The sequence below is a fragment of the Rhodococcus sp. P4_F3_2 genome, assembly GCF_056401335.1.
This window is the reverse complement of the sequence record NZ_JBFUJN010000007.1, coordinates 142,322-164,615: the sequence shown is the minus strand read 5'-3', so window position 1 is coordinate 164,615 and position 22,294 is coordinate 142,322. Positions and strand designations below refer to the sequence as shown.

Here is a 22,294-nt window from a genome sequence, read left to right as displayed (position 1 = left end):
TCAGCGCGCTTCGAGCGCGATCTTCGCTCCGAATCCTAGAAGAACTGTTCCGGTTATGCGCTCGAGTGCCTGTCGCACTCGGGGCTTCTCGAAGGTGCTACGCGCTCGCGAGAGAAGGACCACGTAGCCACTGAGCCACACGATGGTGATCGCTGCGTGGATGAGCACCAGCAGCGCAAGCGATGGTCCCGTCGGCCACCCGGCCGGAACCAGCTGCGGCAGCAGTCCGGTGTAGAAGACGGCGATCTTGGGGTTGAGCAGGTTGGTGGTGAAGCCCGTCTTCCACGTTCCGGCCTTCTGCGACCGTGGAGCGTCGGCATTGTGTTGCATCCGCGACGTCCGGCTCTCCCACAGTGCTCGCACACCGAGATAGATCAGATATGCAGCACCGGCGAGCTTGACCACGGTGTACGCCTCGGCTGACGCGGCCAGGATCGCCGACAACCCGAGGACGGTCAGCAGCCCCCACACCAGAAGGCCCGAGACGATGCCGGCCGCTACCCGGAATCCGGCGGATCTTCCGGCGCCGAGAGCAGCCTGTGTCACGACGGCCATGTCGGGCCCCGGGACCAGGGTCAGTAGGGCGAGCACAGCTGTGGCGGCGAGGAGAGCGGTCAGCATGCACCAAGTATGAAGCCGGGGTGGGGAGCGTTCTCGGTCGGTGGTGTCGTCCCTGTGAACAAAGAGTGGCTCGACGGTGTGAACTGCGTGGACACGCCCGGAAACCGCTGTCTTGCCCAGCCTTTTCGTCAAAGTTATGCACACTGTGGGGAAACGGGTCGTTGCAGGTAGAAGGAATAACTCTGTTGTAATTCATCCTTTTGTCCACAGGTTATGCACAACTGGGAAGTGGATGTGAATGAAGTTATCCACACCTGTGTGTGCATCGGTGGAAAACTGTCCAACTCCATTGGATACCCGCGAGTAATAAATCCCAACCAGTGGGTTGACCTCGGGACGTTCGTCCTGTCCAATCGAGGGTTAGCGATAGTCGTGCGATGCTCAGGGGGCGCTTGACGGGTGCGGAGATTTGGGTTTGTCGGGATTGTGTTGGTCGTGCTCGCGCTTGTTGTGGGCGGAGTGGCGTATGCCGAACCGGCGCCCGAAAATCCACCAGGAGATCTGACAGGTCAGACCGGGGCTCACATCAATCGCATCGAGCAATTGTCGCCCACTCGTAGCGCCGTGTTCGTCGATTCGCCGGCTATGCGGCGCGAGGTGCAAGTGCAGGTTCTGCATCCAGCGTCGAGCGCCGGTTCGCGTCCGTCCTTCTACCTACTCGACGGCGTCAGTGCCGGTTCGGAATCCGGATACTCCGAAAGCACCTGGACTCAAAAGACCGACATCGAAGCGTTTTTCGCCGACAAGAACGTCAACGTCGTTCTCCCTGTTGGCGGTACCGGCAGTTTCTACACCAACTGGAAGAACGACGATCCGAACCTCGGTGTGAACAAGTGGGAATCGTTTCTCGCTGAAGAGCTTCCGGCGTTGATCGATTCTGCGTTTTCCGGAAATGGGATGAATGTGGTCGGCGGGGTGTCCATGGGTGCGCTCGGCGCGGCCAACCTCATCACACATCACCCGAAGCTCTATACCGGATTAGCCTCGTACAGTGGCTGTCTCGACAACTCCGAGTCGTCTTCGCAGGATTCCGTGCGGCTCACCGTGGCCAGTAAGGCAGGCGACGCCACCAACATGTGGGGCCCGTCATCGGACCCCGACTGGCAAAAGCACGACCCGTCCACCAATGCTGAAACGCTGCGAGGAAAGACGATCTACGTTTCCTCGGGCACGGGCGCACCCGGAGAATACGACAACATTTTCACCCCGGGCGGCCTGCAGACGGCCATCGAAGGCGGGCCGCTCGAGGCACTGGCAAACACGTGCACGCAACTGTTCGAGGCGAGGTTAGGGGAGTTGTCGATTCCCGCAGTGTTCGCGTATCGAAACGTCGGCACCCATTCATGGCCGTACTGGCAAGACGCGCTTCAAGATTCCTGGCCGACAGTGAAGACCGCCCTGGGAATGTGAACTGGGCTGTGAGCTGAGAACTACTCGGCCAGTGCCAGTTCGAGCAACTGGAGGGCGCCGTCACGGGTCTGCGCAGCCGCGATGAACCCAGCTTTGTGGCAGAAGACCGAACTGTCGACGCCCGTCTCGGCGGCAAGGTCCGAGCCGTTCAGGCCGCGCCACGGCTCCGGCAACAGCTTTCGTGAACCGAACTTGGAGTCAGCGGGCTTGACCGTCTGAATCGACCAGCCGCCGTTGGTGTTCGGGAAGATGGTGAACAGAAGTTCTGGCTGGGCCGACGCGGCGCGGCCGTGGGGAACGAAGCGTTCCAGCACGACGAAGCGCGGATCCGTTGCTTTCTCGTAGGTCTCGGTGAACTCGCGCTCGGCTGCAGCGTCGCCGGCGTACTTGGCGCGCAGGCGAATCAAGACCTGAGTTGCGAGAACCACGGCCAGCTCGAACTGGGTGTCGAACTCTTCGTCGGTGGACGAGATCGGATTGAACAGGTCCAGCACCGACGACAGATCAAAAGGCTTGGTGCCGTAGTCGTTGAGGGTGTAGATCTCCTGGCCGTTGTCGACGGCGTCGATGCCCTCGACCAGACGACTGTCGATTCGGCGGAAAACGGAGGCGTCGCCTTCGCAGAACTGCAGGCCGTATTCCTGCCAGAGCAGACCGAAAGCGGAGTACAGGATGCCGTTGCTGCGCTCGCCGGCATCGCGCTGGTGATGGTCGAAGCGACCCTCGGCCGGGTTGTAGCGACCGCCGACGTCGAGCACGATGTCCGCACTGTCGAGGACGGACTCGTCACGGCTGCGAACGACGGTGGCGTCGGGGTACAGCTGCTTGAGCAGCGATACGCCGAAGACGTCGTCTGCATGGAACTTGCCGTTATGGGTCGCGATGATCACCCGTCGAGACTAGGCAATCGAGCGGGGGGATGCCTATTCAGCCGACGGTGCGGATGCGATCGGTGGCAGGCGGCGAGACCGGGGACCCGGCTGCGAACAGGGCAGTCAAGGCGTCGAGGTCGTTGCCCGCGCCGGTCATCTGGGTGGAGTTCTTCAGTGCGGTGAAACCGTCCCCGCCCTCGGCGAGGAACTTGTTCACCACGACGCTGTAGACGCCGTCGGGGGCGATGTCCTGCCCGTTCAAGCGCATTTCCGAGATTCGCGAGCCCGGCGCTGCTCGCCGGTCCATGGCGTAGGTGAAGCCCGCGGACGGGGAGAGGATGCGCTCGGTAGCGGTGCCGTCGAGGTCGATCTGGAATTGCTGTTCGAGAGCGTCCTTCAACACCGCTCCTGTGACGGAGAGCACTTCGAGGCTGTTGCCGAACGGTTGAACACCGTAGGCCTGGCGGTAGGTGACCTGGCCGGAAGTGCCGAAGTCCAAGTCCTCGCGCATACCGCCCGGGTTCGTCAACGCGAGTTGAGCGCCTCGTGTCGATCCGGCCGCGAGTTGAGCGTCGGCGACCAGGTTGCCGAGTGTCGATTCACCGCTGGGGACGCGATCCCGTGTCAGATCGGCGGTGATGGTCCCCACCGGTCGCTGAGCGCTTTCCGACGCCTCCGACCAGGCCCGGTCGGCGAGAGCCTGAATATCGGGATCCGGCGAAATATCGTGTGTCACTATCTGATTGAAAGCGGACGTCTGATCGCGAACCACCTCGCGTGTGTTGCGGTCGATGGTGACGTCGGCGACGGACACGATCCGGCCGTGCGAAGCGCCCTGCATGACGACTCTGGGATTGCCTGCGGGATCAGGGAATTCGCAGTTGTACTGCTGGTGGCTGTCGGCGGTGAAGATGACGTCCACCTTCGGTGAGGCACGAAGAGCGATGTCGCGGGCCGGGCCGGACTCGACGTTGCAGTCGTTGGGCCCACCTTCGACGGCCGGTTCGTCCCCACGGTGCAGGAGAACGGTGATGGCTTTGACGCCGAAGAAGTCGAGGACATCGGCGGTGCGGTTGATCGCTTCGACCTCGTCGCCGAACTGCAGATCGGCGATCCCGCCCGGTGTGACGATCTGCGACGTGTTGGCGGGGGAAATCGCGATGACTCCGAGCGGAATGCCGTCGACCATGTTCACGGTGAAGGGCAGCGTGGCCGGAGTGCCGTTGGTGTACGTCATGTTCGCGGCCATCAGAGGGAAGTTGGCGCCGCCGAAGGACGGACTGAACGTGCACGCGTCGACGGCGGAGCAACCGCCGGACTGCATACGACGGAACTCGGCGAGCCCTTTGTCCAGTTCGTGGTTGCCGATCGCGGAAGCGTCGATCTTCATCCGATTCAGCAGTTCGACCGTCGGTTCGTCGTTGAACATCGCCGATTCCAATGCCGACGATCCCCAGTTGTCACCGACCGAATACAGCAGCGAGTTGGTGGCTTGGCTGCGAAGTTGCGTCACGTATGCCGCGAGATACGCCGCGCCACCTGCGGGGGTGAGCGAGCCGTCGGCCTGCCTGATCTCGCTGCGAATGCCTTCCGGCGGGCGGAGGCTGCCGTGCAGATCGTTGAAGGCCAACAGACGTACCGACACCGTGTCCTGGGACTCGGCGGTGGCGACGGCACTCAGGGAGGTCGCGGTGGTGGCGAGAAGGGTCGTTGCGAGCACGGCACACGTTCGTGTCATGCGTCGCGTCATGCGTCGTGCTCCCTCACTCGGACCGGCCTCGAACCTCCCTGAGTGTGCCCGTCCGCCGAAACGAATTCCAGTCCTCGGCGTAACAGTTATGTATCGAGTGTCACGCGGTGACGCCGATGCCCGCAGCCTGCTTCGCGACGTCGGTGTTCGCGAAAGCGAGGAACGCGTCGTTCTCGTGTGGATCGCCGATGGTCATCCGGACGCCCTCGACGCCGTACTGACGGATCAGAATGCCCGCCTCGGTACTCGCCTCGGCGAAACCGGGGGAGAGCTCTCCGAGGGGGAGATAGACGAAGTTCGCCGACGACTCGGGGACGGTGTACCCGGCTTCGATCAGTGCACTGCGCACTCGCGTCCGCTCGGCGATGACGCCTTCGGTGCGGGCAAGCAGTTCGTCTGCTGCAGCCAGGGAAGCGATTGCGGCGGCCTGCGCGACAGCGCTCACGGTGAACGGGGTGTGCACCTTGCCGAGGGCCACGATGATCTCCGGATCCGCGACTGCGTAACCCACGCGGATTCCCGCGAGGCCGTACGCCTTCGAGAAGGTGCGCAGAACAACCACGTTGGGGCGGCTGCGGAACAGTTCGATGCCGTCGGCGTCCGAGCGTGAGTATTCGAAGTACGCCTCGTCGAGTGCGACGACGACGTGCGTCGGGATCGCGTCGAGGAAGCTCTCGAGCTCTGCCTTCGACAGCGCGTTGCCGGTCGGGTTGTTGGGGTTGCACACGAAGATCAACCGCGTGCGATCCGTGATCGCGGCCAGCATCGCGTCGAGGTCGTGGCCGAAGTCCTCGGTCAGCGGAACCTTGACCGAGACGGCATGGCCGACCTGGGTGACCACGGGGTATGCCTCGAACGACCGCCACGCGTAGATGACCTCGTCAGCCTGATCGCAGGTGATCTGCACGAGTTCTTGGCACAGCGTCACGGAGCCACAACCAGCGGCGACGTTGGCCGGCTCGACTTTCAGGAAGCTGGCCAGCGCCTCGATGAGTGCGACCGCGGCATTGTCCGGGTAGCGGTTGGCATTGGCGACCGCGTCGGCGACGGCGTCACGCACACCGGGCAACGGCCCTACGGTCGTTTCGTTGCTCGCCAGCTTGATCGCACCCGGAAAATTGCGTCCGGGAACGTAGGCGGGGATGGAGGCGAGGTCAGGGCGAATGTGTGCGGTCACGAGTCGATTATGCGCGCACCGATTTGGTGCGTAGCGGCCGTCTGCGTGTCAGAGTTAGAAGATGTCGGAAATCTTCCGGGCCACCGCGTATCTGCGCGGAGCCGAAGGGGAGGTCGCCACGGCTGTTCCGCTGACGGTGGTGGAGCCGGACGGCCCGACGCGGGGCGGGATCGTCGTCCTGCATGAAGCCCGCCAGTTCAGCCCGGCTCTGCTGAATCTGATGTGTTCGCTCGCCGGCGAAGGGTGGGTGAGCGTCGCACCGCACCTGTTCCACCGCGAACCCGAACACATGCAGGGCGAGGTGTTCGGTGACAACCTCTTCGCCGACTTCGACGCGACGCTCGATTGGCTCGTCGGGCGCGAAGTTCTCGCGGACACCATCGGGGTGCTCGGATTCGACGACGCCGGGACCGCCGCGATGCTCGTGGCCACCAGCCGTCCCGTCGGTGCCGCGGTGAGCGTCGCCGCCCGGGGAATCGTCGAAGCCTTGTCGGTGGATGCTCAGGCGCTCGTCGACGCGGCCACTTCCCTGCAGGCGCCGTGGTTGGCGCTGTAYGGCGAGGACGATCCCAGCACGCCGCGTGAGCACGTGACTCTGCTCCGGGAAGCGACCGCGAAGGCCGACGTCGCGACACTGGTGGTCAGCTACGCCGGACTGGCTCACCGGGCGGACGAGCCGCCACAGCTGTCCGAGGACGCCGACCTCGACGACCCTGGCTCGGCTTCGATCGTCGAAGCTCAGACCCGGATCTTCGACTGGTTCGACAGCCACCTGCGGTAAGCCGACAAATCAGGGCGCTGACCACGCGTTTTGCCTTTGGTGGCGAAGGGTGTGTAATCTTTCGATCCGGCGGTCCGAAAGGATCGGAACCCCCAGGGAGGCGTGCCAGAGCGGCCGAATGGGACTCACTGCTAATGAGTTGTCCCTTTTACGAGGGACCGGAGGTTCAAATCCTCTCGCCTCCGCCAAGCCGGTGATTTTGACCGGCGGGTTAGAAATGATAGAAATTACGACGGTAAGACACGCAAGACCAGCAAGACAACAGAACATGCGCCCGTAGCTCAACGGATAGAGCACTTGACTACGGATCAAGAGGTTAGGGGTTCGAATCCCTTCGGGCGCACAAGAAAGAAGGTCACAGACTCCGGTCTGTGGCCTTCTTTTTGTTGTGGTGCATTCGCGATTTCTGAGTGTGTGTGACGTCACCTCCGCGAATTTCGGTCGGTGACCCTCGCGATCGTAGGAACCAACAACCGATCCCCGCGACCTATGCTTTCTCCGGAGCAGCCGCGCGAACCGAGGAGAACCCGTTGGAGACCGTCGACAGTCGGACGCTCCCGGTCTACTCGGCCGGGGCGGTCGAGGTGCCCTTTGTCATCGCGGGCATGGACGAGCTTGTCTCCCGCGAGACCCGGTGGGAGGCGCACTCGCACCCGACCCACGAATTGTTGTGGAACGAGCGAGGAGCGTCGAGCGCCACGGTGGGATCGCGCACGTGGACGATCACCCCGACCGTCGGTCTGTGGATGCCCGCCGGCGTCCTGCACTCGGCGATCGCGCCCGCTGGAACCTGGTATCGGGCCGCTCAGCTCGACATCGCATCGGTTCCGTCTCTGTCCGACGTGCCGGTGGCGATCGAGGTGACTCCGCTGCTGCGGAACCTCCTCGAGCGACTGGCAGACGATTCACTCGGAACCTCTTCGCGCTCGCTCACAGAGCAGATGGTGATCGACGTACTGGCGCCGTCACCCAACGAGTTGCTGGTTCTGGTGCCGGACTCGGCGCTTCTGCAACCCATCGTCGACGCGATCGGTGACGATCCGAGTGACATGCGAACGCTGTCCGACTGGGCAAGGCTCCTCGGCGTCAGCCCGCGAACCATCACCCGGGTATTTCGGTCGGAGACCGGGATGAGTTTCGGGCAGTGGGTGTCAGCGGTGCGCGCCCAACGGGCGGTGACGCTTCTTGCACACGGCTTGGATCTGCAAGAGGTTGCCGAGCGCGTGGGCTACCACTCGACCAGTGCGTTCGGTGCGGCATTCCGGCGCACCACCGGGGCCACACCAGGGATGTTCCGGGCTAGCTGATCGGCCATCACACCTTGTCTCGATCGCTACAGGGGCTGTCCCAAACACGCGATTGCGCCACATTGCCCTCCCGTATACGGTTTAGGCAAACCTCACCTAAGTGCCCGATTGAGCCGGGTTGAGGGCCGTACCCCTTCTCGAGAGAGTTCTGTTTTCATGCGTTCAAAACGCTTCTTGGCGGTGGCCGCAGCAGCGGTCGCAGTCGCCCTCGGCATGACAGCTTGCAGTTCCGACTCCTCGGAGACCGCCGACGGCGGCAGCGCCGGAAGCGGATCCAGCTCCTTTCCCGTCACGATCGAGCACGCTTTCGGAACTACGACGATCGACGCCAAGCCGGAGCGAGTTGCCACCGTTGCCTGGGCCAATCACGAAGTGCCCCTTGCTCTCGGCGTGGTTCCCGTCGGAATGGCAGCGGCGACGTTCGGCGACGACAACGGCAACGGAATGCTGCCGTGGGTCGAGGAAAAGCTCGACGACCTCGGCGCGAAGCCGCCGGTGCTCTTCGACGAGACCGACGGCATCGACTTCGAAGCCGTCTCCGATACGAACCCTGACGTCATTCTTGCCGCGTACTCCGGATTGACGCAGGAGGACTACGACACTCTCAGTGAGATCGCTCCGGTGGTGGCGTATCCCGAGGGGCCGTGGGCGACGTCGTGGCGTGACGTCATCAAGTTCAACAGCATGGGCCTCGGCATGGAATCCGAAGGGCAGGAACTGATCTCCACCATCGAGCAGGAGATCACCGACGAGGTTGCCTCACATCCGCAGCTTGCCGGCAAAGCAACAATGTTCCTGACGCACGTCGACACTGCCGACCTGAGTCAGGTCAGCTTCTACACTGCGAACGACACACGCGCCGCGTTCTTCGAGGACCTCGGACTTTCGACGCCGAAGAGCGTTGCCGACGCCTCGACGGGTGGTGAGTTCTCGAAGAAGGTCAGTGCCGAGCGTGTGGACGTCTTCGACGACGTCGAACTGATCGTCACGTACGGTGACCAGGCACTTGTCGACGCACTCAAGGCTGACCCGCTGCTCTCGCAGATGCCTGCCGTCGCCAACAATTCGATCGTCTTCCTCAACGGAACCGGGCCGATGGGAACGGCGGCCAACCCGACTCCGCTCGCCATTTCGTGGGTACTCGGCGACTATGTCGATCTGCTCGCCGGGGCTGCTGGAAAGTCGGAGTGACTGCGATACGCGGCGCCCGACGTTCGGCAATTCGCTGTGGCTGATCGCCCTTCTCGTGGTCCTCGCCGTGCTCATGTGCGCCTCGATCGTCATCGGCTCTCGTGAGGTCGATTGGTCCGACATCGTTGCCGCACTTGGCGGTTCCACTGACAACATCGGTCAGGGTGCGATTGCCAAGCGCATTCCGCGGACGGTGCTCGCGATCATCGTGGGTGCTGCGCTCGGTCTTGCCGGCGCGGTGATGCAGGGGATTACCCGAAACCCTTTGGCGGATCCCGGAATCCTGGGCGTCAACATGGGCGCTTCGCTCGCCGTGGTGATCGGAATGGCGTGGTTCGGATTGTGGACCCAGACCAGCATGATCTGGGTGGCCGTACTCGGTGCAGCCGGGGCGGCATTGTTCGTCTACGTAGTCGGGTCACTCGGGCGAGGTGGAGCCACGCCACTCAAGTTGGCTCTTGCCGGGGCCGCAACATCGGCTGCGTTTGCTTCGTTCATCACTGCGATCATGCTGCCGCGAAACGATATTGCGGGCAACATTCGTTCGTGGCAGATCGGCGGCGTCGGTGGCGCGAGTTTCGAGGTGATCCGGCAGGGTCTGCCTTTCCTCATTGTCGGCTTCGTGATCTGTCTGCTGTCAGCGCGCAGTCTCAACTCTCTTGCGCTCGGCGACGAGGTTGCGTCAGGTCTCGGCGAACGCGTCGCGGTGGTTCGTGCAGTGGCAGCGCTCGGTGCAGTGTTGCTCTGCGGTGCAGCCACTGCCATTGCCGGACCGATCGGCTTCGTCGGTTTGGTTGTCCCGCATCTGTGCCGGTTGCTGATCGGGATTGACAACCGTTGGCTACTACCGTTTTGTGCGCTGACAGGTGCCGGCCTTCTCGTCGCCGCCGACATTCTCGGACGAATTGTCGCCCGGCCGAGCGAAATCGACGTCGGCATCATCACCGCGCTCGTCGGAGCGCCCTTCTTCATTTACATAGTCCGCCGTCAGAAAATACGTGAGCTGTGACCACTACATTCGTTACTCCCGAAGTCGAGGTCGACGCAGTCGGAGCAAGCCGTATCCGACGAGGTAGACGCCGCCGCATCGTGATTGCCGTGCTGACGGTCCTCGTCGTCGCCTCCTTCGCGGTCACTCTGATGGTGGGAAAAACCTTCTACCCGCCGTCAGATGTGCTTCGCGTCGTGCTGGGGGAGAAAGTACCTGGTGCCTCGTTCACCGTCGGCCGCCTCCGGCTGCCTCGCGCTGTCCTCGCTGTGGTCGCCGGAATCTGTTTCGGCTTGGGTGGCATCACGTTCCAGACGATGCTGCGCAACCCGCTCGCGAGCCCCGACATCATCGGGATCAGCTCCGGCGCAAGCGCTGCAGCGGCTTTCGCGATCATCTCGCTTTCGCTCGGCGGCTCGCAGGTCTCGATCTTCGCCATCGCTGTCGGTCTGGGCGTCGCAGTCTTGATCTACGTTCTGTCCTTCCGAGACGGTGTAGCAGGCACTCGGCTGATCCTGATCGGTATCGGCATCGCCGCGATGCTCGACAGCGTCACCGCCTACCTGCTCAGTACCGCCGCCGCGTGGGATCTGCAGGAGACGATGCGTTGGCTCACCGGCAGCCTCAACGGTGCCAACTGGGGTTCGACGGTTCCCGTACTCCTGGCGCTGGTTGTCCTCGGACCTGTGCTGCTGAGCCAATCGCGCAACCTTTCGACCATCCAGCTCGGTGACGACGCAGCACAAGCGCTCGGCGTCAGAGTGGAACGAACGCGCATTCTGACGATCATTGCGGCCGTCGGACTCATCGCCTTTGCCACTGCCGCTGCGGGGCCCATCGCCTTCGTCGCATTTCTGTCAGGGCCCATCGCCGCCCGCATCGTCGGTCCGGGAACATCACTTTTGATTCCGTCGGCGCTGGTCGGAGCGCTGCTGGTGCTAGTTGCCGATTTCTGCGGACAGTACGCCTTCGGCACCCGCTACCCCGTTGGCGTGGTGACTGGCGCGCTGGGAGCGCCGTATCTCGTCTACCTCATCATTCGCTCCAACCGAACGGGAGGTTCGCTGTGACCGAATCCCATACTCTGACTGTCGAAAACCTCGAACTCGGTTACGGAGGACGGACCGTCGTCGAATCGCTCGACCTCGCGGTGCCGCCGGGAAAGATCACGACCATCGTGGGCGCCAACGCGTGCGGCAAATCGACGCTGCTGCGGTCGATGTCGCGGCTACTCAGTCCCCGAAGCGGTCATGTTCTGTTGGACGGCAAGGATGTTCATCGCCTACCCGCGAAGAAGCTCGCTCGCACGCTCGGTCTGCTGCCGCAGTCACCGATCGCACCGGAAGGGATAGTTGTCGCCGATCTCGTCGGCCGTGGTCGGCATCCACATCAGCGGGTGCTGTCGAGGTGGAGTCGCGAGGATGACGCCGCCGTCGCCGAGGCGCTTGCGGCAACGGACACAACCGAATTGGCCGAACGATCGGTGGACGAGCTTTCCGGTGGTCAGCGCCAACGTGTGTGGATTGCGATGGCGCTCGCCCAACAAACCGATCTGCTTCTTCTCGACGAGCCGACTACCTTCTTGGACGTGAGCCACCAGGTTGAGGTCTTGGACCTGCTCACCGACCTGAACCGGACTCGGGGTACAACGATTGTCATGGTTCTGCACGATCTTAATCTCGCCGCCCGCTACGCCGACTTCCTCGTCGCCATGGCCGATCGCCGGGTCTACGCGGCGGGTGATCCTGCCGGGGTGCTCACCAGTGACAACGTCCGCACCGTTTTCGGTCTCGAGAGCCGAATCATCCCCGACCCCATCTCGGGTAAGCCGTTGGTGTTGCCGCTCGGGCGCCACCACGTTCTCGACGACGTGTTGACGTGACGGCGTCGAACGCCCCGGGCGGGCGGATCGAATCCGTGGAACAACTCAATGCGATTCTCGGACAGCCCCATCCGACGATCATGGAGAAGCAGACCGCTTACACCACTCCGTTGATCCGTGAATTCATCGAGCAGGCACGGTTTTTTGTGCTTGCGACATCCGATGCGGCTGGAAATTGCGACTGCTCGCCGCGCGGAGACTTGGTCAGTCAGGTTCTGTTTCCTAACGAGAAGACGCTCGTGCTCCCGGATCGTCCGGGCAACCGGCGCGCTGACTCGTACCGGAACATGATCGAAAATCCTCACGTGGGGATCCTCTTTCTCGCGCCCGGGCACGACGAGATCGTGCGCGTCAACGGCACGGCGACTCTGTCCACCGATCCTGATCTGCTGGACTCGATGGCGATGAACGGCAAGCCGGCACAGCTTGCTGTGATCGTGAAGATCGACGAGGCGTATCTCCATTGTGCGAGAGCGATTCTGCGGGCGAAGCTGTGGGATCCGTCGACGTGGCCCGCATCCGATGACGTACCGAGTCTGCGCGACATGATGGCCGAGCAGCACAGCCTGCTGGTCGAGGATCTGGAGCCGGCTCGGCAGGAGGCGTACCGCAAGTACCTGTACTGAGCGCAGATCCGTCACCTATGTCCGATAATGATCCGTGCCTTCAATTGCCTCGTCGCTGTTCTGGATTGCGCTGATCGCGGCCATCGCGCCGATAGTCGCGGGCTTGATCCCGCGTCGACTGGTTCCCGAAGTGGTGTTGCTACTGGTCGCGGGCGCCGTGGTCGGGCCGTTCGCCCTCAACATCGCCGCTGACAGCGAAGCGATCGGAATCCTCCGCGAACTCGGCCTCGGCATGCTGTTCCTGCTCGCCGGCTACGAGATCGATCGACAGGAACTCAGTGGGCGCGGCGGACGTCGAGCGCTCTACACGTGGCTGTTCTGCCTCGCGTTGGCGTTCACGGTGGTCGCGCTGCTTGGCATGAGGAACGTGATCTCCGCGGAAGCCGCTGTTGCCATCGCAATGACGTCGACCGCACTGGGCACGCTGTTGCCGATCCTCAAGGACAACAAACTCCTCGACACACGCTTGGGCAAGACGGTCCTCAATCACGGGGCCGTCGGCGAACTCGGGCCGGTCGTCGCGATGGCGGTGCTGCTGAGTGCCCGTGGTGCCGTCCTGTCGCTGATCGTTCTTGCCGTCTTCGCCTTGATCGCCATCGTCGTGGCGGTGCTGCCCGGCAAGCTGATTCACGAAGGCTCGTGGACACATCGGCTGGTGCGGGCAGGAGCGGACACCACGGCGCAGACGACGGTCCGCCTCACCGTTCTGTTGTTGGTCAGCCTCGGAGTGCTGTCGGCCGTGTTCTCACTCGACGTCATTCTCGGCGCGTTTGCCGCCGGCTTCATCCTGCGGCGACTGATGCCAGAGGGCGACGAGCGCCTCGAGATCAAGCTCGACGGGATCGCCTTCGGGTTCCTCATCCCGATCTTCTTCATCACTTCAGGCATGGCAATCGACGTCTCGGCGGTCGCCGCCAGTCCCGGCATACTGATTGCGTTTCTGATCCTGATCGTTGTCGTCCGCGGCGTGCCGGTGTTCTTCGTGACCAAGTTCGAGAAGGTCGAGCCGCCCTTCACCACGCGCGAAAGTGCGCAAGTCGCGTTGTACGGGGCTACCGGTCTGCCCATGATCGTGGCGGTCACGGGCGCTGCCGTCGACGCGCATCAGATGTCCTCGGACAACGCGTCGATTCTTGTCGCGGCCGGTGCGATCACCGTTCTACTGCTGCCGATGCTCGCCACTCTCTTGACGAAAAAGGAGAAAGTGTCCTGATTCAGAGATCCAACTGCTCGTCGAGCCAGTCGAACATTCGCTGATCCGTCAGACGCCTCGCCATGGGCTGGCAGTGGAAGTTCGCGCCCTCGGCAGCGGTAAAGGGAACCACCGTCGTCGGTCCGCCGGATAGGGCGGCAAGCCGCTTGGATTGACCGGGCCAGAACTGCTCGCCTTCCGGATCGGTGATGAGCAGGGGAGTGGAGATCGAGCCGGCGACGTGTTCGAGGTGGTACTTCCGAACCTCGGCGAGAGTGTTGTAGTAGCCGTCGGCGAGGTACGGACGCGCTCGGAAGCGCCAGATCCGGGCGGTGTCCTTGGAGAACTTCATCCCCATCGCCATGTCGCGGTCGAAGGCCTCCGCCTTCCCCTCGTCGAGCAGCTTCTGCATGTTCTTGGGGATATGGGCGAGCCACGACGCGGCCACGTCCACGACCCCCGGATCGGCGATCGCTGCCGCGATCCGATGCTCGAACGCCAACGACTGCGGCACCCAGTAACCGCCCTGACTGATCCCGTACATCGCCAGCTTCGACGCATCGACGTCCGGCCGGTCCACGAGATAGTCGACGACGGGCGTGATGACGGCTTCCCAGTCGTGACGGAACGGGATGTTGCGCTCGAAGAGCATCGACTGCTGACCGGGTCCGTCGAACATCAACACGTTGTAGCCCCGCTCGAGCGCTCCGGCGCCGCCGCTGCCCCACAGTCCGCTGATCGGGCCGTCGCTACCGTTCACCATGATCAACGTCGGCCGTCGCACGTCGCCGGGCGGCCGGAAGAAGTACCCGGGCAAGTAGGTGTCCTCGTAAGGGATCCGGACGCGTTCGACGGGCTGGGCGGTGGTGTCGACGAAGCGGTCCCACGCTTGTCGGTGACGTTTGAAAGTGGGGACCAGAACCGAATCGTCGCTGAGACCGTCTACGGCGTTGATCGCCACACCGAAGTACGACGCCGCCCGCAGGTACGCGTTGGACGCGCTTCGCGAATGCCCGGCCGCGGCTGCCTCATCGGCCTGCCCGAATACTCGTGTGCCGAGGTCGAACCAGGCCTCGTACCAGCCCTCGAGGTCTTTCTCGCCGACATGAGCGATGGCCGAGAGCACTTCGCCGGTATCTGCCGCGCCGTAGGTGGCTTGCCCGAGAACGACTCTTAGCTCGAAGTCGAAGGACTCGTTGCGGTAGAAACCGGCAGTGAACGCCTGGTGTGGATGGGCGAAGAACGACGACGCGAGAGACATGGGCACACCTTCGCTAGTTCGGGGCAGCCATTTTCAGTTGTAGTTCCAGGATCGCCCGAATCGGTTGCCGGAAAACCTGTCAGCGTGGCGACGCCGGGAGCCCGGTGGATGGCGGCCTCGACATCGCAAATGCCAGGGTGCACAACCACAACGACATCCCCAGCACCTGTGCGCGTTGAGCGATACCCAGTCCGAGATTACCGCCGCCGGAGACTTCGATGCTGTTGGTCGTCAACATCCACACCGTCGCAAGGGAAGTCAGGATCAAAATGGTCAGACCCGTCGTCCGCAAAGAAGGGTGTTCGCGATACCTGAACGCTCCCACGGTGAATGCGATCATCGCGGTGAAGATCGCGAACACCGCCACGCTGCTCGTCAATGCGTGAACGTGGTGAAGCTGCGGAAGTAGGCCGTCGGGTGCGCTCGACGGGCAGCCCTCACCCGAGCATTCGAGAGGGAACGACGCGTCGGCGATTGTGGCGATGCCGAACACTGCAAGTGCAATCCAGCCCGTGACGTAGAGCCTGCGCCTGGGCGTGATCAGCAGACCCAGCGCTCCGGAGATCAACATCAAGATCGCGGACAGGACGTCGGCATTGCCGAAGACGTCACGGTATTTCTGGTTCTCGGCATCGAGTTCGCTGAGGAACGATGTCACCGGGTCGAGGCCGGTGTCGAGGAAGAATTCGAGAATCCACGACGAGTAGACAATTCCGCCCAGAGCCAGCGCAGCCACCAAACCCCACCGCGCAACGTTGCGTTCCTTCACGAAATCGAGCTTACGGACCGAGCAGGGCTTTCTGGACGCGTTCGGCTGCTACCAGCGGATCTTCGTGCTCCCAGATGCGGATGACGGTCCAACCCTGCTCTGCCAGACGTGCATCGGTGTCGCGGTCTCGAACCACGTTGGCGGCCAACTTGTCCGTCCACCACTGCGCGTTGTTCTTGGGAAACGTCGCATGCTGCGGGCAGCTGTGCCAGAAGCATCCGTCCACGAACACCGCGACTTTGCGGCGCGGAAACACCAGATCAGCGCGTCGGCGAACACCTTTGACAGGCGCCCGGTCCACGAAGTACCGGAGTCCGCGCCGATGAAGCTCGCGTCGAAGTGCAATTTCAGGTTTGGTGTCGCGCCGACGCTGAGCGCTCATCCGAGCGCTGGTGGCAGGATCCGTCGCAGGCACCGTGGTTCCCTCAGCCGTCGGAATCGTCGCTGTCTTCGGGATCGGACCAGGTGGGCGCAAACCTGTTGCGACGCTCCACTTCACCGTGCACGACGGTCACGAAGTCGGTGAACGAGAGCGTCTGAGCTTCGGTGGGCCGGCCGTTGCGCGGCGGCGGCTCGTCGACGTCGAAGAACCGAACCGCGCCATCGGGTTCGTAGAGTCCGATGTAGACCTTCTCGAAGAGGTCGTAGCGGGTGTCCTCGGCGCCGAGATCCACCCAGGCCTTTCCTGGAACGCCGACCACTGCGCGCTTGCCCCGGCCCGAGCGCTTCGAGAGCGTCGTGACGTGGTGTGCAAAAGAGGATTTGCCGGTGTCGCTGGTCTTGGTCGGGTCGCCGTCGTCGCATGTGGCGTACGGCTCGAACATGACGGCGACCAACACGCTGTACGGCTGACGCTGATGCAGAACCATTGCCTCGCCACGCAATTCGTGGTCGTTGCGGACGATGTTCTTGGTCCACCGTCCAAGTTTTCCGCTGCGGGGACTGTAGTCCTGGAAGTTGTACGTCTTGATGGAGACGCAGAGGATCAGGCCGAGAGTGGGGTCGAGTGCCTTGACGTCCAAGCGCTTTCGGCCCTTGGCGACATCAACGGTTGCCTCCTGGCCTTCGCCGGACGCTGTCGGGGTGATGTTGGGATACAGCGGACGCAGAGCGTCGGCCACCGTCTGTGCCAGTTGATTGGAGAGTCGCTGGGCGTAGTTCTTCTTCTCGCCGCGATCGGCGTCGGCCGGAGGCTTGTCGCCCGCGAGTTGCAGTGCACTCCACAGTGGTTCGTGTTCCGGCTCGGAAAACAGCGGTTCGGGGAATAGCGTTTCAGGTTCGGGGAACAGTGATTCCGTCATGCCGCGGCCTCGGGGTATCCGCCCATCCGCTCGAGATGGCTTTCGACGTCCTCGATGAAACCGGGGATGAACCGAAGATTGCCCATGCGTGCGCGCTTGAGGAAGCCGGCCGTGGCCCGCGCCGACAGCAACCGCGTGTCCTCGAGGAAGCCACTCAGATCCTCGTAGTCGTACTGGACCGGCCAGGTCGAGGTATGGACGCGGAAGGCTTGGCGGTTACGGCCCCACGCCGCACTCGGCCACGCGTCGCCCGGTTCGAGTGGCGTCTCGCCCGCGGCGTCGTATTCGATGGGATCGTTCAGCCGGCCACCGACCCACGACGCCATCCGCACGCTCACGGCATTGCCGACGAGCTTCCATCGGTGGCTGTGGCGTAGGCCGGGAACCTCGACGGACGGAAGCGTCCAGTCGGGATCGAAACCCTGCAGGCGTTCGGCGTCGACGAGGCCGGGAGTGACGATCTCACCGGACGGCAACCGGACCGCCGGCTGGCTGGGGATGCCGACGGACGAGCCGCCCTTGAGCGTCGGCACGGCATTGACGGCCCATCCGAGTCCGCGGGTGCCTTCGGTCCAGTAAAAGCCGCAGGGGTAGTCCGCGGGATCACCTCCCAGGCGCTCGCCGGCGTCCTGGCCGAACAGGATTTCGCGAGGATCGTCCGTGCGCGAGGCAAGCATGATGACGCGCTGGCGGCGCTGGGGGAGTCCGAAGGCGCGGGCGTCGACCACCCGGTATGCCCAGGTGTATCCGAGGTCTTCGAGAGCGTCGGTGATGTGCCGCATGGCAGCGCCCTTGCCGAGTTGCAGCATGAACGGAACGTTCTCGATCAACAGCCAGCGCGGGCCTTTCTTGCGCTTGACCAGACGGAACACCTCGTCCACCAGGCCTGAGCGTGCGCCGGTGATGCCCGCCGTTTTGCCGGCCTGAGAGAGGTCCTGGCAGGGGAAACCGGCGGCCACCAATTCGATGTCGCTGGGCAGCGCGCGCAGTTTGGTGACGTCGCCGTGCAACGGCACGTCGGCGAAACGCGAACGGAGAACTGCCTGGGCGCCCGGATCGATTTCACACAGCAGTTCGGTGTTCCACCCATGTTCCGAGAGCCCCAACTCGAGCCCGCCGATACCGGCAAACAAACCCACCATGCTCCGCGACGACGTCACAGCACCCTTCCTCACGAACCGACCTAGAAGCACGGTACTCGAGAACTCCGACACCGTTTGCCAACTATTCGGTCTGCGGGGTGCTCCTTACGGAAGAACCGTTGTGAAACGCCTTACATCGAGATCTTCGGGGCCGATCGAAGTCCCTAAAAGGTCCCTGATCGAAGCAATAACCCGAACCAGCGGTGCTCCGCGCCCGTTCGTCCATTACCGTGGTCGGGTGAGCATCCAACCTTCCGGTGACGCGTCCTGGCCCGCGGTATTGACCTGGCAGGCCCACAACGCTCCTCGTATGGAGTCTGTTCGTGTGCAGCTGAACGGAAATCGCATCAAGGCTTCCGGCCGGATCATCGGTGGAGCCTGCAGTGAGCACCCTGCATTCAGCGCGTCATACGACCTGGTCACCGACGAGGCCGGCATCACCCGCAGGCTGTCGGTGCGGACCGCCCTGGCCGCCGGTGAGCGTCAGATGTCGATCAGCCGGGACGAAGAAGGCACCTGGATGGTCGAGAACGGCGCCAGTCACCAGCGCTCTGCGTTCGATGGCGCACTCGATGTCGACGTGATCCTCAGCCCGTTCTTCAACACGCTGCCCATCCGCCGCGTCGGCTTGCAGAACGACATCGAAGACGCCGAGGTCCCGGTCGTCTACGTCAACCTTCTCGACCTGCGCGTCGAGGGTGCGACCATCACCTACAGCAGCGGCACCGACGGAATCAGTGTGCTGTCCCCGGTGTCCAGCTCGACGCTGGCCGTCGATACCGAAGGCTTCGTCCTCGACTACCCGGGTCTGGCAACTCGAATCTAGGTTTCGTACTTCTAGGTTTCGGATCGCCGGATGACACCACCGCGTCGACCGGCGTCCCGCATCCGCTCGATCCAGTCGGGTTCTCCGACCTGAACGTCTTCGATGTCCCACCGCTCGTGCGACTCGTACGCTCCGCGCGCAGCGAACCCCGCGTCCACCAGCCGTGCCGTCGAGTGGTTGTCGAGCAGATCGGTATGTGCACCCTGCAAAAGGTCGAGCGCCTCGTCCAGCGCGACCAGCAGGGCGTCGCGGTTGCCCTCGCACATCGCCCGCACCAGGCCAGGAGCGCTCCCGGCCACGCGGGTGCCGTCGCGAAATGACCCAGCAGCCAGCCCGAGAGCCAGTTCGCCGCCGGCAGCTCCGGTGATCGCAAGCGTTTCCGCGAGCAGGTGAGGCAGATGCGAGATTCGCGCGACTGCTCGATCGTGCTCGAGGGATTCGGCCGGCACTACCACCGAGCCGCAGTCGAGCGCGAGGTCGGCGACCTGCGACCACACATCTGCGTCGACGCCGTTGTCGGTGGCAACAACCCATACCGCGTCGACGAACAGATCGGCATCCCCGACCGCCCAACCCGAAGCTGACGTCCCCGCCATCGGATGACCGCCCACGAACTTGGCGCTCAAGCCCGCTCGTTCGACCGCGGCCTTCACTTCACCCTTGACGCTGACGACGTCCGTGATCGGATTGTCGGGCGCATGCGCGGCGATTGCCTCCAAGGTGGCGTCGACGGCAGGCATCGGCACGGCGATCACAATGATCGCGCCGCTTTCGTTTGCTCTCTGCAGCACTGAAACCAGATCGGTGTCGGCGTCGAAACCGTCGGCTCGGGCCGCGTCGGCGGACTCGCTGGAACGGTTGTAACCCCACGCCCGGCGGCCGGATCGGACGGCGGCGCGAAGTAGCGAACCGCCGATCAATCCGAGGCCGAGAACGCAGACTGGTGGGGCGGAATCGATCGCAGACACGAGTTCAGGTTGGCACATCGATGCTCGGACTTCACTCACTGGCACCAGGCGGGCTACCGTTGCGCCATGGGTGCACAGCGCGCGGGTAACAAGAGCGCCTCTTCGAACCAGTCGGAGGAGCTTGAAGGCTTCGGTGTCGCGGTGGTCCGTGAAGAGGGGCGTTGGACGGTCAAGGCACTGACGCCCGACGCGTTGACCTCGCTCTCGGCCGCCGAAACGCAGCTGCGTGAGCTGCGAAGTTCGGGTGCCGTCTTCGGTCTTCTCGACGTCGACGACGAGTTCTTCATCGTGTTGCGTCCGGCGCCGTCGGGCACGCAGTTGCTGATTTCCGACGCGACCGCYGCCATCGACTACGACATCGCAGCCGACGTCCTCGACGCCTTGCACATCGAGATCCCCGACATCGACCCGGACGACCTCGACGATGTCGAACCCTGGGAAGAGGGCGATCTGTCCGTGCTGGCCGATCTGGGCCTGCCGGAACCCGTGCTCGCCGTCATCGCGGCCGAGACCGATCTCTATCCGGACGAGCAGTTGGGGATGATCGCGCAGCGACTCGGGTTCGCATCCGAGTTCGGCGCAGCGCTCGACAAGCTCCCGCGCTAGATGACTCTCGCTGACGACCAGCGCATGATCCGTGCGGCCATCGTGGCCGCACGTTCCGCCTCCGACGCCGACGTCCCGGTCGGGGCAGTGGTGTTCGACGCAGACGGCGTCGAAGTTGCTCGGGCCTCCAATGCCAGGGAAGCGTCGTCCGATCCGACCGCGCACGCCGAAATCCTCGCGTTGCGTGCTGCCGCAAAAACCTACGGTGACGGCTGGCGCCTGGAAGGTGCGACGCTTGCCGTGACCCTCGAGCCATGCACGATGTGTGCGGGCGCTCTGGTCCTCGCCCGGGTTTCTCGGGTCGTTTTCGGGGCGTGGGAGCCGAAAACCGGAGCCGTCGGATCATTATGGGACGTAGTTCGAGATAAAAGATTGACCTATCGGCCGCAGGTGCGCGGCGGGGTCCTCGAGGACGAATGCGCTGGGCTTTTGGAAGATTTCTTCCGCGAGCAGCGGGCCTGAATTCGGTATTCCCCATCGAGAGTGATCGCACACTCGGGTAGCCGGATCCATCAATCGAGGGCATGGTGGAGGCAGATGCCGTCAGGGCATCGGCGGATCGTCGGAAGGCGATTCGTTCGCGTTCACAGAGGAGTACTCATGGGAATCGCAGACAAGGCTCAGAACAAGGCCGAAGACCTCGGGGGCAAGGCCAAGGAAGCTGCTGGCAGCGCTACCGGTGACCGGGACCTCGAAAACGAAGGCAAGGGCGACCAGGTGAAATCGGCCGTCAAGGATGCAGGCGAGAAGGTCAAGGACGCCGCTTCCAGCATCAAGGACAAGCTTACGTAATACCGCTCCACCTGGCGATTTCAGCCACGGGCACTCCATCCGGTAAAGTCACCAACGGTGGCGTGTCCGAGCGGCCTAAGGAGCACGCCTCGAAAGCGTGTGACGGGTAACCCCCGTCCGAGGGTTCAAATCCCTCCGCCACCGCCAAAGCTCCCCACCTGTTCACGCAGGTGGGGAGCTTTTTTGTGGATGGGTCCCGGATGCTGCCGACTGTCGGGGACGGACACGCTCCGACTGGACCATCGGACGACCGGCCAGGTCGAAGCCCGCGTCCATGCATGTCGAGGCTGAGAGGGTTCGACACACAGACCTGATCGGCCGCCGGGCGGATCCGTCGTCGTGAACCTATTCCGCAATCGAGAAACAATCGTTCGGATTGAGCAGAAATCCGTCATTCGGACGAGGACAGCGCTGGACTTCGGAGGAGATCGGAAGCCGCACTCAGTCTTATGGGGGAGGGGCCGTCCTCCGGTGGACATTCCCAGGTTGACGAAGTTCAGGAGCGGCGGGCGATCCACTCTGCAGCGGCGGCATCGATGTCCTGCTTCAGCTTCTCGAAGAACGAGGGTGGCGGGGTGGGGATCAAATCTGCTGCGGTAGTGAGGGATCGACTGAGGGCGATCCGACGCTCGCGTAACTCGTCGTCGGTCAGGAGCGTCAGGTCCGCCATCGCGAGCTCCCTCGATCGGTGTGATTCGTGTTTCGGGCAGACCGTGCGCATCGGGATCGATGCATGATTCGATGCGCACGGCCCAGGCATTCCAGGCTGGGGGCCGGAATGCACAGTCGACTTTACCAAATGATTACTAATGGCTGTAGATGTGGCTCGCCT

At 63.3% G+C, this 22,294-nt stretch carries 24 protein-coding genes and 3 tRNA genes; 16 read left to right on the top strand and 11 right to left on the bottom strand.

The window, feature by feature from the left end:
- A complete protein-coding gene (locus tag AC1DWA_RS10210; RefSeq protein WP_007731691.1) occupies positions 1 to 621 on the bottom strand; it encodes a LysE family translocator in 621 nt (206 codons plus the stop codon).
- Between the two features lie 399 nt (positions 622 to 1,020).
- Here AC1DWA_RS10210 and AC1DWA_RS10205 point away from each other — a divergent pair, with 399 nt between their 5' ends.
- Positions 1,021 to 2,031 (top strand): alpha/beta hydrolase, encoded by a 1,011-nt coding sequence (locus tag AC1DWA_RS10205; protein ID WP_435804243.1) that lies wholly within the window; start codon positions 1,021 to 1,023, stop codon positions 2,029 to 2,031.
- Positions 2,032 to 2,051: 20 nt separating this feature from the next.
- Here AC1DWA_RS10205 and AC1DWA_RS10200 read toward each other — a convergent pair whose 3' ends face one another.
- From AC1DWA_RS10200 to hisC, 3 genes are all read right to left on the bottom strand, one after another.
- Complete coding sequence (locus AC1DWA_RS10200; protein WP_019746470.1) at positions 2,052 to 2,921, bottom strand: MYG1 family protein; 870 nt, start codon at positions 2,919 to 2,921, stop codon at positions 2,052 to 2,054.
- Positions 2,922 to 2,958: 37 nt separating this feature from the next.
- The gene (locus AC1DWA_RS10195; RefSeq protein ID WP_459113948.1) at positions 2,959 to 4,653 is read right to left on the bottom strand and encodes a bifunctional metallophosphatase/5'-nucleotidase; all 1,695 of its coding nucleotides are present in this window, start codon (positions 4,651 to 4,653) and stop codon (positions 2,959 to 2,961) included.
- 100 nt (positions 4,654 to 4,753) lie between these two features.
- Positions 4,754 to 5,830 carry a histidinol-phosphate transaminase gene (gene hisC / locus AC1DWA_RS10190; protein WP_477846678.1) on the bottom strand — a complete coding sequence of 359 codons (1,077 nt, stop codon included), beginning with the start codon at positions 5,828 to 5,830 and terminating at the stop codon, positions 4,754 to 4,756.
- Between the two features lie 61 nt (positions 5,831 to 5,891).
- On the opposite strand from hisC, the gene AC1DWA_RS10185 reads away from it, so the two are divergent.
- From AC1DWA_RS10185 to AC1DWA_RS10140, 10 genes are all read left to right on the top strand, one after another.
- Positions 5,892 to 6,611 (top strand): dienelactone hydrolase family protein, encoded by a 720-nt coding sequence (locus AC1DWA_RS10185; protein ID WP_046377765.1) that lies wholly within the window; start codon positions 5,892 to 5,894, stop codon positions 6,609 to 6,611.
- A gap of 96 nt (positions 6,612 to 6,707) precedes the next feature.
- Positions 6,708 to 6,799, top strand: a tRNA-Ser gene (locus AC1DWA_RS10180).
- Between the two features lie 82 nt (positions 6,800 to 6,881).
- Positions 6,882 to 6,954, top strand: a tRNA-Arg gene (locus AC1DWA_RS10175).
- A gap of 187 nt (positions 6,955 to 7,141) precedes the next feature.
- A complete protein-coding gene (locus tag AC1DWA_RS10170; protein ID WP_029537413.1) occupies positions 7,142 to 7,918 on the top strand; it encodes a helix-turn-helix domain-containing protein in 777 nt (258 codons plus the stop codon).
- Between the two features lie 156 nt (positions 7,919 to 8,074).
- Positions 8,075 to 9,109: an iron-siderophore ABC transporter substrate-binding protein gene (locus tag AC1DWA_RS10165; protein ID WP_134998571.1), complete on the top strand. Its 1,035-nt coding sequence runs from the start codon at positions 8,075 to 8,077 to the stop codon at positions 9,107 to 9,109.
- Positions 9,069 to 10,118: a FecCD family ABC transporter permease gene (locus AC1DWA_RS10160; protein ID WP_477916631.1), complete on the top strand. Its 1,050-nt coding sequence runs from the start codon at positions 9,069 to 9,071 to the stop codon at positions 10,116 to 10,118. The genes AC1DWA_RS10165 and AC1DWA_RS10160 overlap by 41 nt, the downstream gene beginning before the upstream one ends.
- Positions 10,115 to 11,167 carry a FecCD family ABC transporter permease gene (locus tag AC1DWA_RS10155; RefSeq protein ID WP_317558910.1) on the top strand — a complete coding sequence of 351 codons (1,053 nt, stop codon included), beginning with the start codon at positions 10,115 to 10,117 and terminating at the stop codon, positions 11,165 to 11,167. The genes AC1DWA_RS10160 and AC1DWA_RS10155 overlap by 4 nt, the downstream gene beginning before the upstream one ends.
- Positions 11,164 to 11,979 carry an ABC transporter ATP-binding protein gene (locus tag AC1DWA_RS10150; protein WP_003943915.1) on the top strand — a complete coding sequence of 272 codons (816 nt, stop codon included), beginning with the start codon at positions 11,164 to 11,166 and terminating at the stop codon, positions 11,977 to 11,979. Before AC1DWA_RS10155 ends, AC1DWA_RS10150 begins: the two co-directional genes overlap by 4 nt.
- Complete coding sequence (locus tag AC1DWA_RS10145; RefSeq protein WP_477846676.1) at positions 11,976 to 12,605, top strand: pyridoxamine 5'-phosphate oxidase family protein; 630 nt, start codon at positions 11,976 to 11,978, stop codon at positions 12,603 to 12,605. Before AC1DWA_RS10150 ends, AC1DWA_RS10145 begins: the two co-directional genes overlap by 4 nt.
- A gap of 34 nt (positions 12,606 to 12,639) precedes the next feature.
- Positions 12,640 to 13,818, top strand: coding sequence for a cation:proton antiporter (locus AC1DWA_RS10140; RefSeq protein WP_019746478.1), 1,179 nt, complete (start codon positions 12,640 to 12,642; stop codon positions 13,816 to 13,818).
- Position 13,819: 1 nt separating this feature from the next.
- On the opposite strand, the gene AC1DWA_RS10135 is transcribed toward AC1DWA_RS10140, so the two are convergent.
- From AC1DWA_RS10135 to AC1DWA_RS10115, 5 genes are all read right to left on the bottom strand, one after another.
- Positions 13,820 to 15,058: an alpha/beta hydrolase family protein gene (locus AC1DWA_RS10135; RefSeq protein ID WP_069146644.1), complete on the bottom strand. Its 1,239-nt coding sequence runs from the start codon at positions 15,056 to 15,058 to the stop codon at positions 13,820 to 13,822.
- A 79-nt stretch (positions 15,059 to 15,137) separates the two neighbouring features.
- Positions 15,138 to 15,827, bottom strand: coding sequence for a DUF998 domain-containing protein (locus tag AC1DWA_RS10130; RefSeq protein ID WP_007731663.1), 690 nt, complete (start codon positions 15,825 to 15,827; stop codon positions 15,138 to 15,140).
- A gap of 10 nt (positions 15,828 to 15,837) precedes the next feature.
- Entirely contained in the window at positions 15,838 to 16,242 is a 405-nt protein-coding gene (locus AC1DWA_RS10125; RefSeq protein ID WP_019746481.1) for a very short patch repair endonuclease, read from the bottom strand.
- 10 nt (positions 16,243 to 16,252) lie between these two features.
- Positions 16,253 to 17,128 (bottom strand): hypothetical protein, encoded by an 876-nt coding sequence (locus AC1DWA_RS10120; protein ID WP_019746482.1) that lies wholly within the window; start codon positions 17,126 to 17,128, stop codon positions 16,253 to 16,255.
- Positions 17,125 to 18,270 (bottom strand): DNA cytosine methyltransferase, encoded by a 1,146-nt coding sequence (locus AC1DWA_RS10115; RefSeq protein WP_174531793.1) that lies wholly within the window; start codon positions 18,268 to 18,270, stop codon positions 17,125 to 17,127. The genes AC1DWA_RS10120 and AC1DWA_RS10115 overlap by 4 nt, the downstream gene beginning before the upstream one ends.
- 238 nt (positions 18,271 to 18,508) lie before the next feature.
- Here AC1DWA_RS10115 and AC1DWA_RS10110 point away from each other — a divergent pair, with 238 nt between their 5' ends.
- The gene (locus AC1DWA_RS10110; RefSeq protein ID WP_019746484.1) at positions 18,509 to 19,096 is read left to right on the top strand and encodes a putative glycolipid-binding domain-containing protein; all 588 of its coding nucleotides are present in this window, start codon (positions 18,509 to 18,511) and stop codon (positions 19,094 to 19,096) included.
- A gap of 11 nt (positions 19,097 to 19,107) precedes the next feature.
- Here AC1DWA_RS10110 and AC1DWA_RS10105 read toward each other — a convergent pair whose 3' ends face one another.
- On the bottom strand, positions 19,108 to 20,082 hold the full coding sequence (locus AC1DWA_RS10105) for a prephenate dehydrogenase (protein ID WP_477846681.1): 975 nt from the start codon (positions 20,080 to 20,082) through the stop codon (positions 19,108 to 19,110).
- Positions 20,083 to 20,130: 48 nt separating this feature from the next.
- Between AC1DWA_RS10105 and AC1DWA_RS10100 the strand changes: the two genes are divergently transcribed.
- From AC1DWA_RS10100 to AC1DWA_RS10085, 4 genes are all read left to right on the top strand, one after another.
- Positions 20,131 to 20,670 (top strand): tRNA adenosine deaminase-associated protein, encoded by a 540-nt coding sequence (locus AC1DWA_RS10100; RefSeq protein ID WP_003943823.1) that lies wholly within the window; start codon positions 20,131 to 20,133, stop codon positions 20,668 to 20,670.
- Positions 20,671 to 21,132, top strand: coding sequence for a nucleoside deaminase (locus AC1DWA_RS10095; protein WP_003943976.1), 462 nt, complete (start codon positions 20,671 to 20,673; stop codon positions 21,130 to 21,132).
- A 138-nt stretch (positions 21,133 to 21,270) separates the two neighbouring features.
- The gene (locus tag AC1DWA_RS10090) at positions 21,271 to 21,462 is read left to right on the top strand and encodes a CsbD family protein (RefSeq protein ID WP_003943869.1); all 192 of its coding nucleotides are present in this window, start codon (positions 21,271 to 21,273) and stop codon (positions 21,460 to 21,462) included.
- A gap of 56 nt (positions 21,463 to 21,518) precedes the next feature.
- Positions 21,519 to 21,609, top strand: a tRNA-Ser gene (locus tag AC1DWA_RS10085).
- A gap of 349 nt (positions 21,610 to 21,958) precedes the next feature.
- On the opposite strand, the gene AC1DWA_RS10080 is transcribed toward AC1DWA_RS10085, so the two are convergent.
- On the bottom strand, positions 21,959 to 22,132 hold the full coding sequence (locus AC1DWA_RS10080; RefSeq protein ID WP_003943953.1) for a hypothetical protein: 174 nt from the start codon (positions 22,130 to 22,132) through the stop codon (positions 21,959 to 21,961).
- Positions 22,133 to 22,294 lie beyond the last annotated feature (162 nt).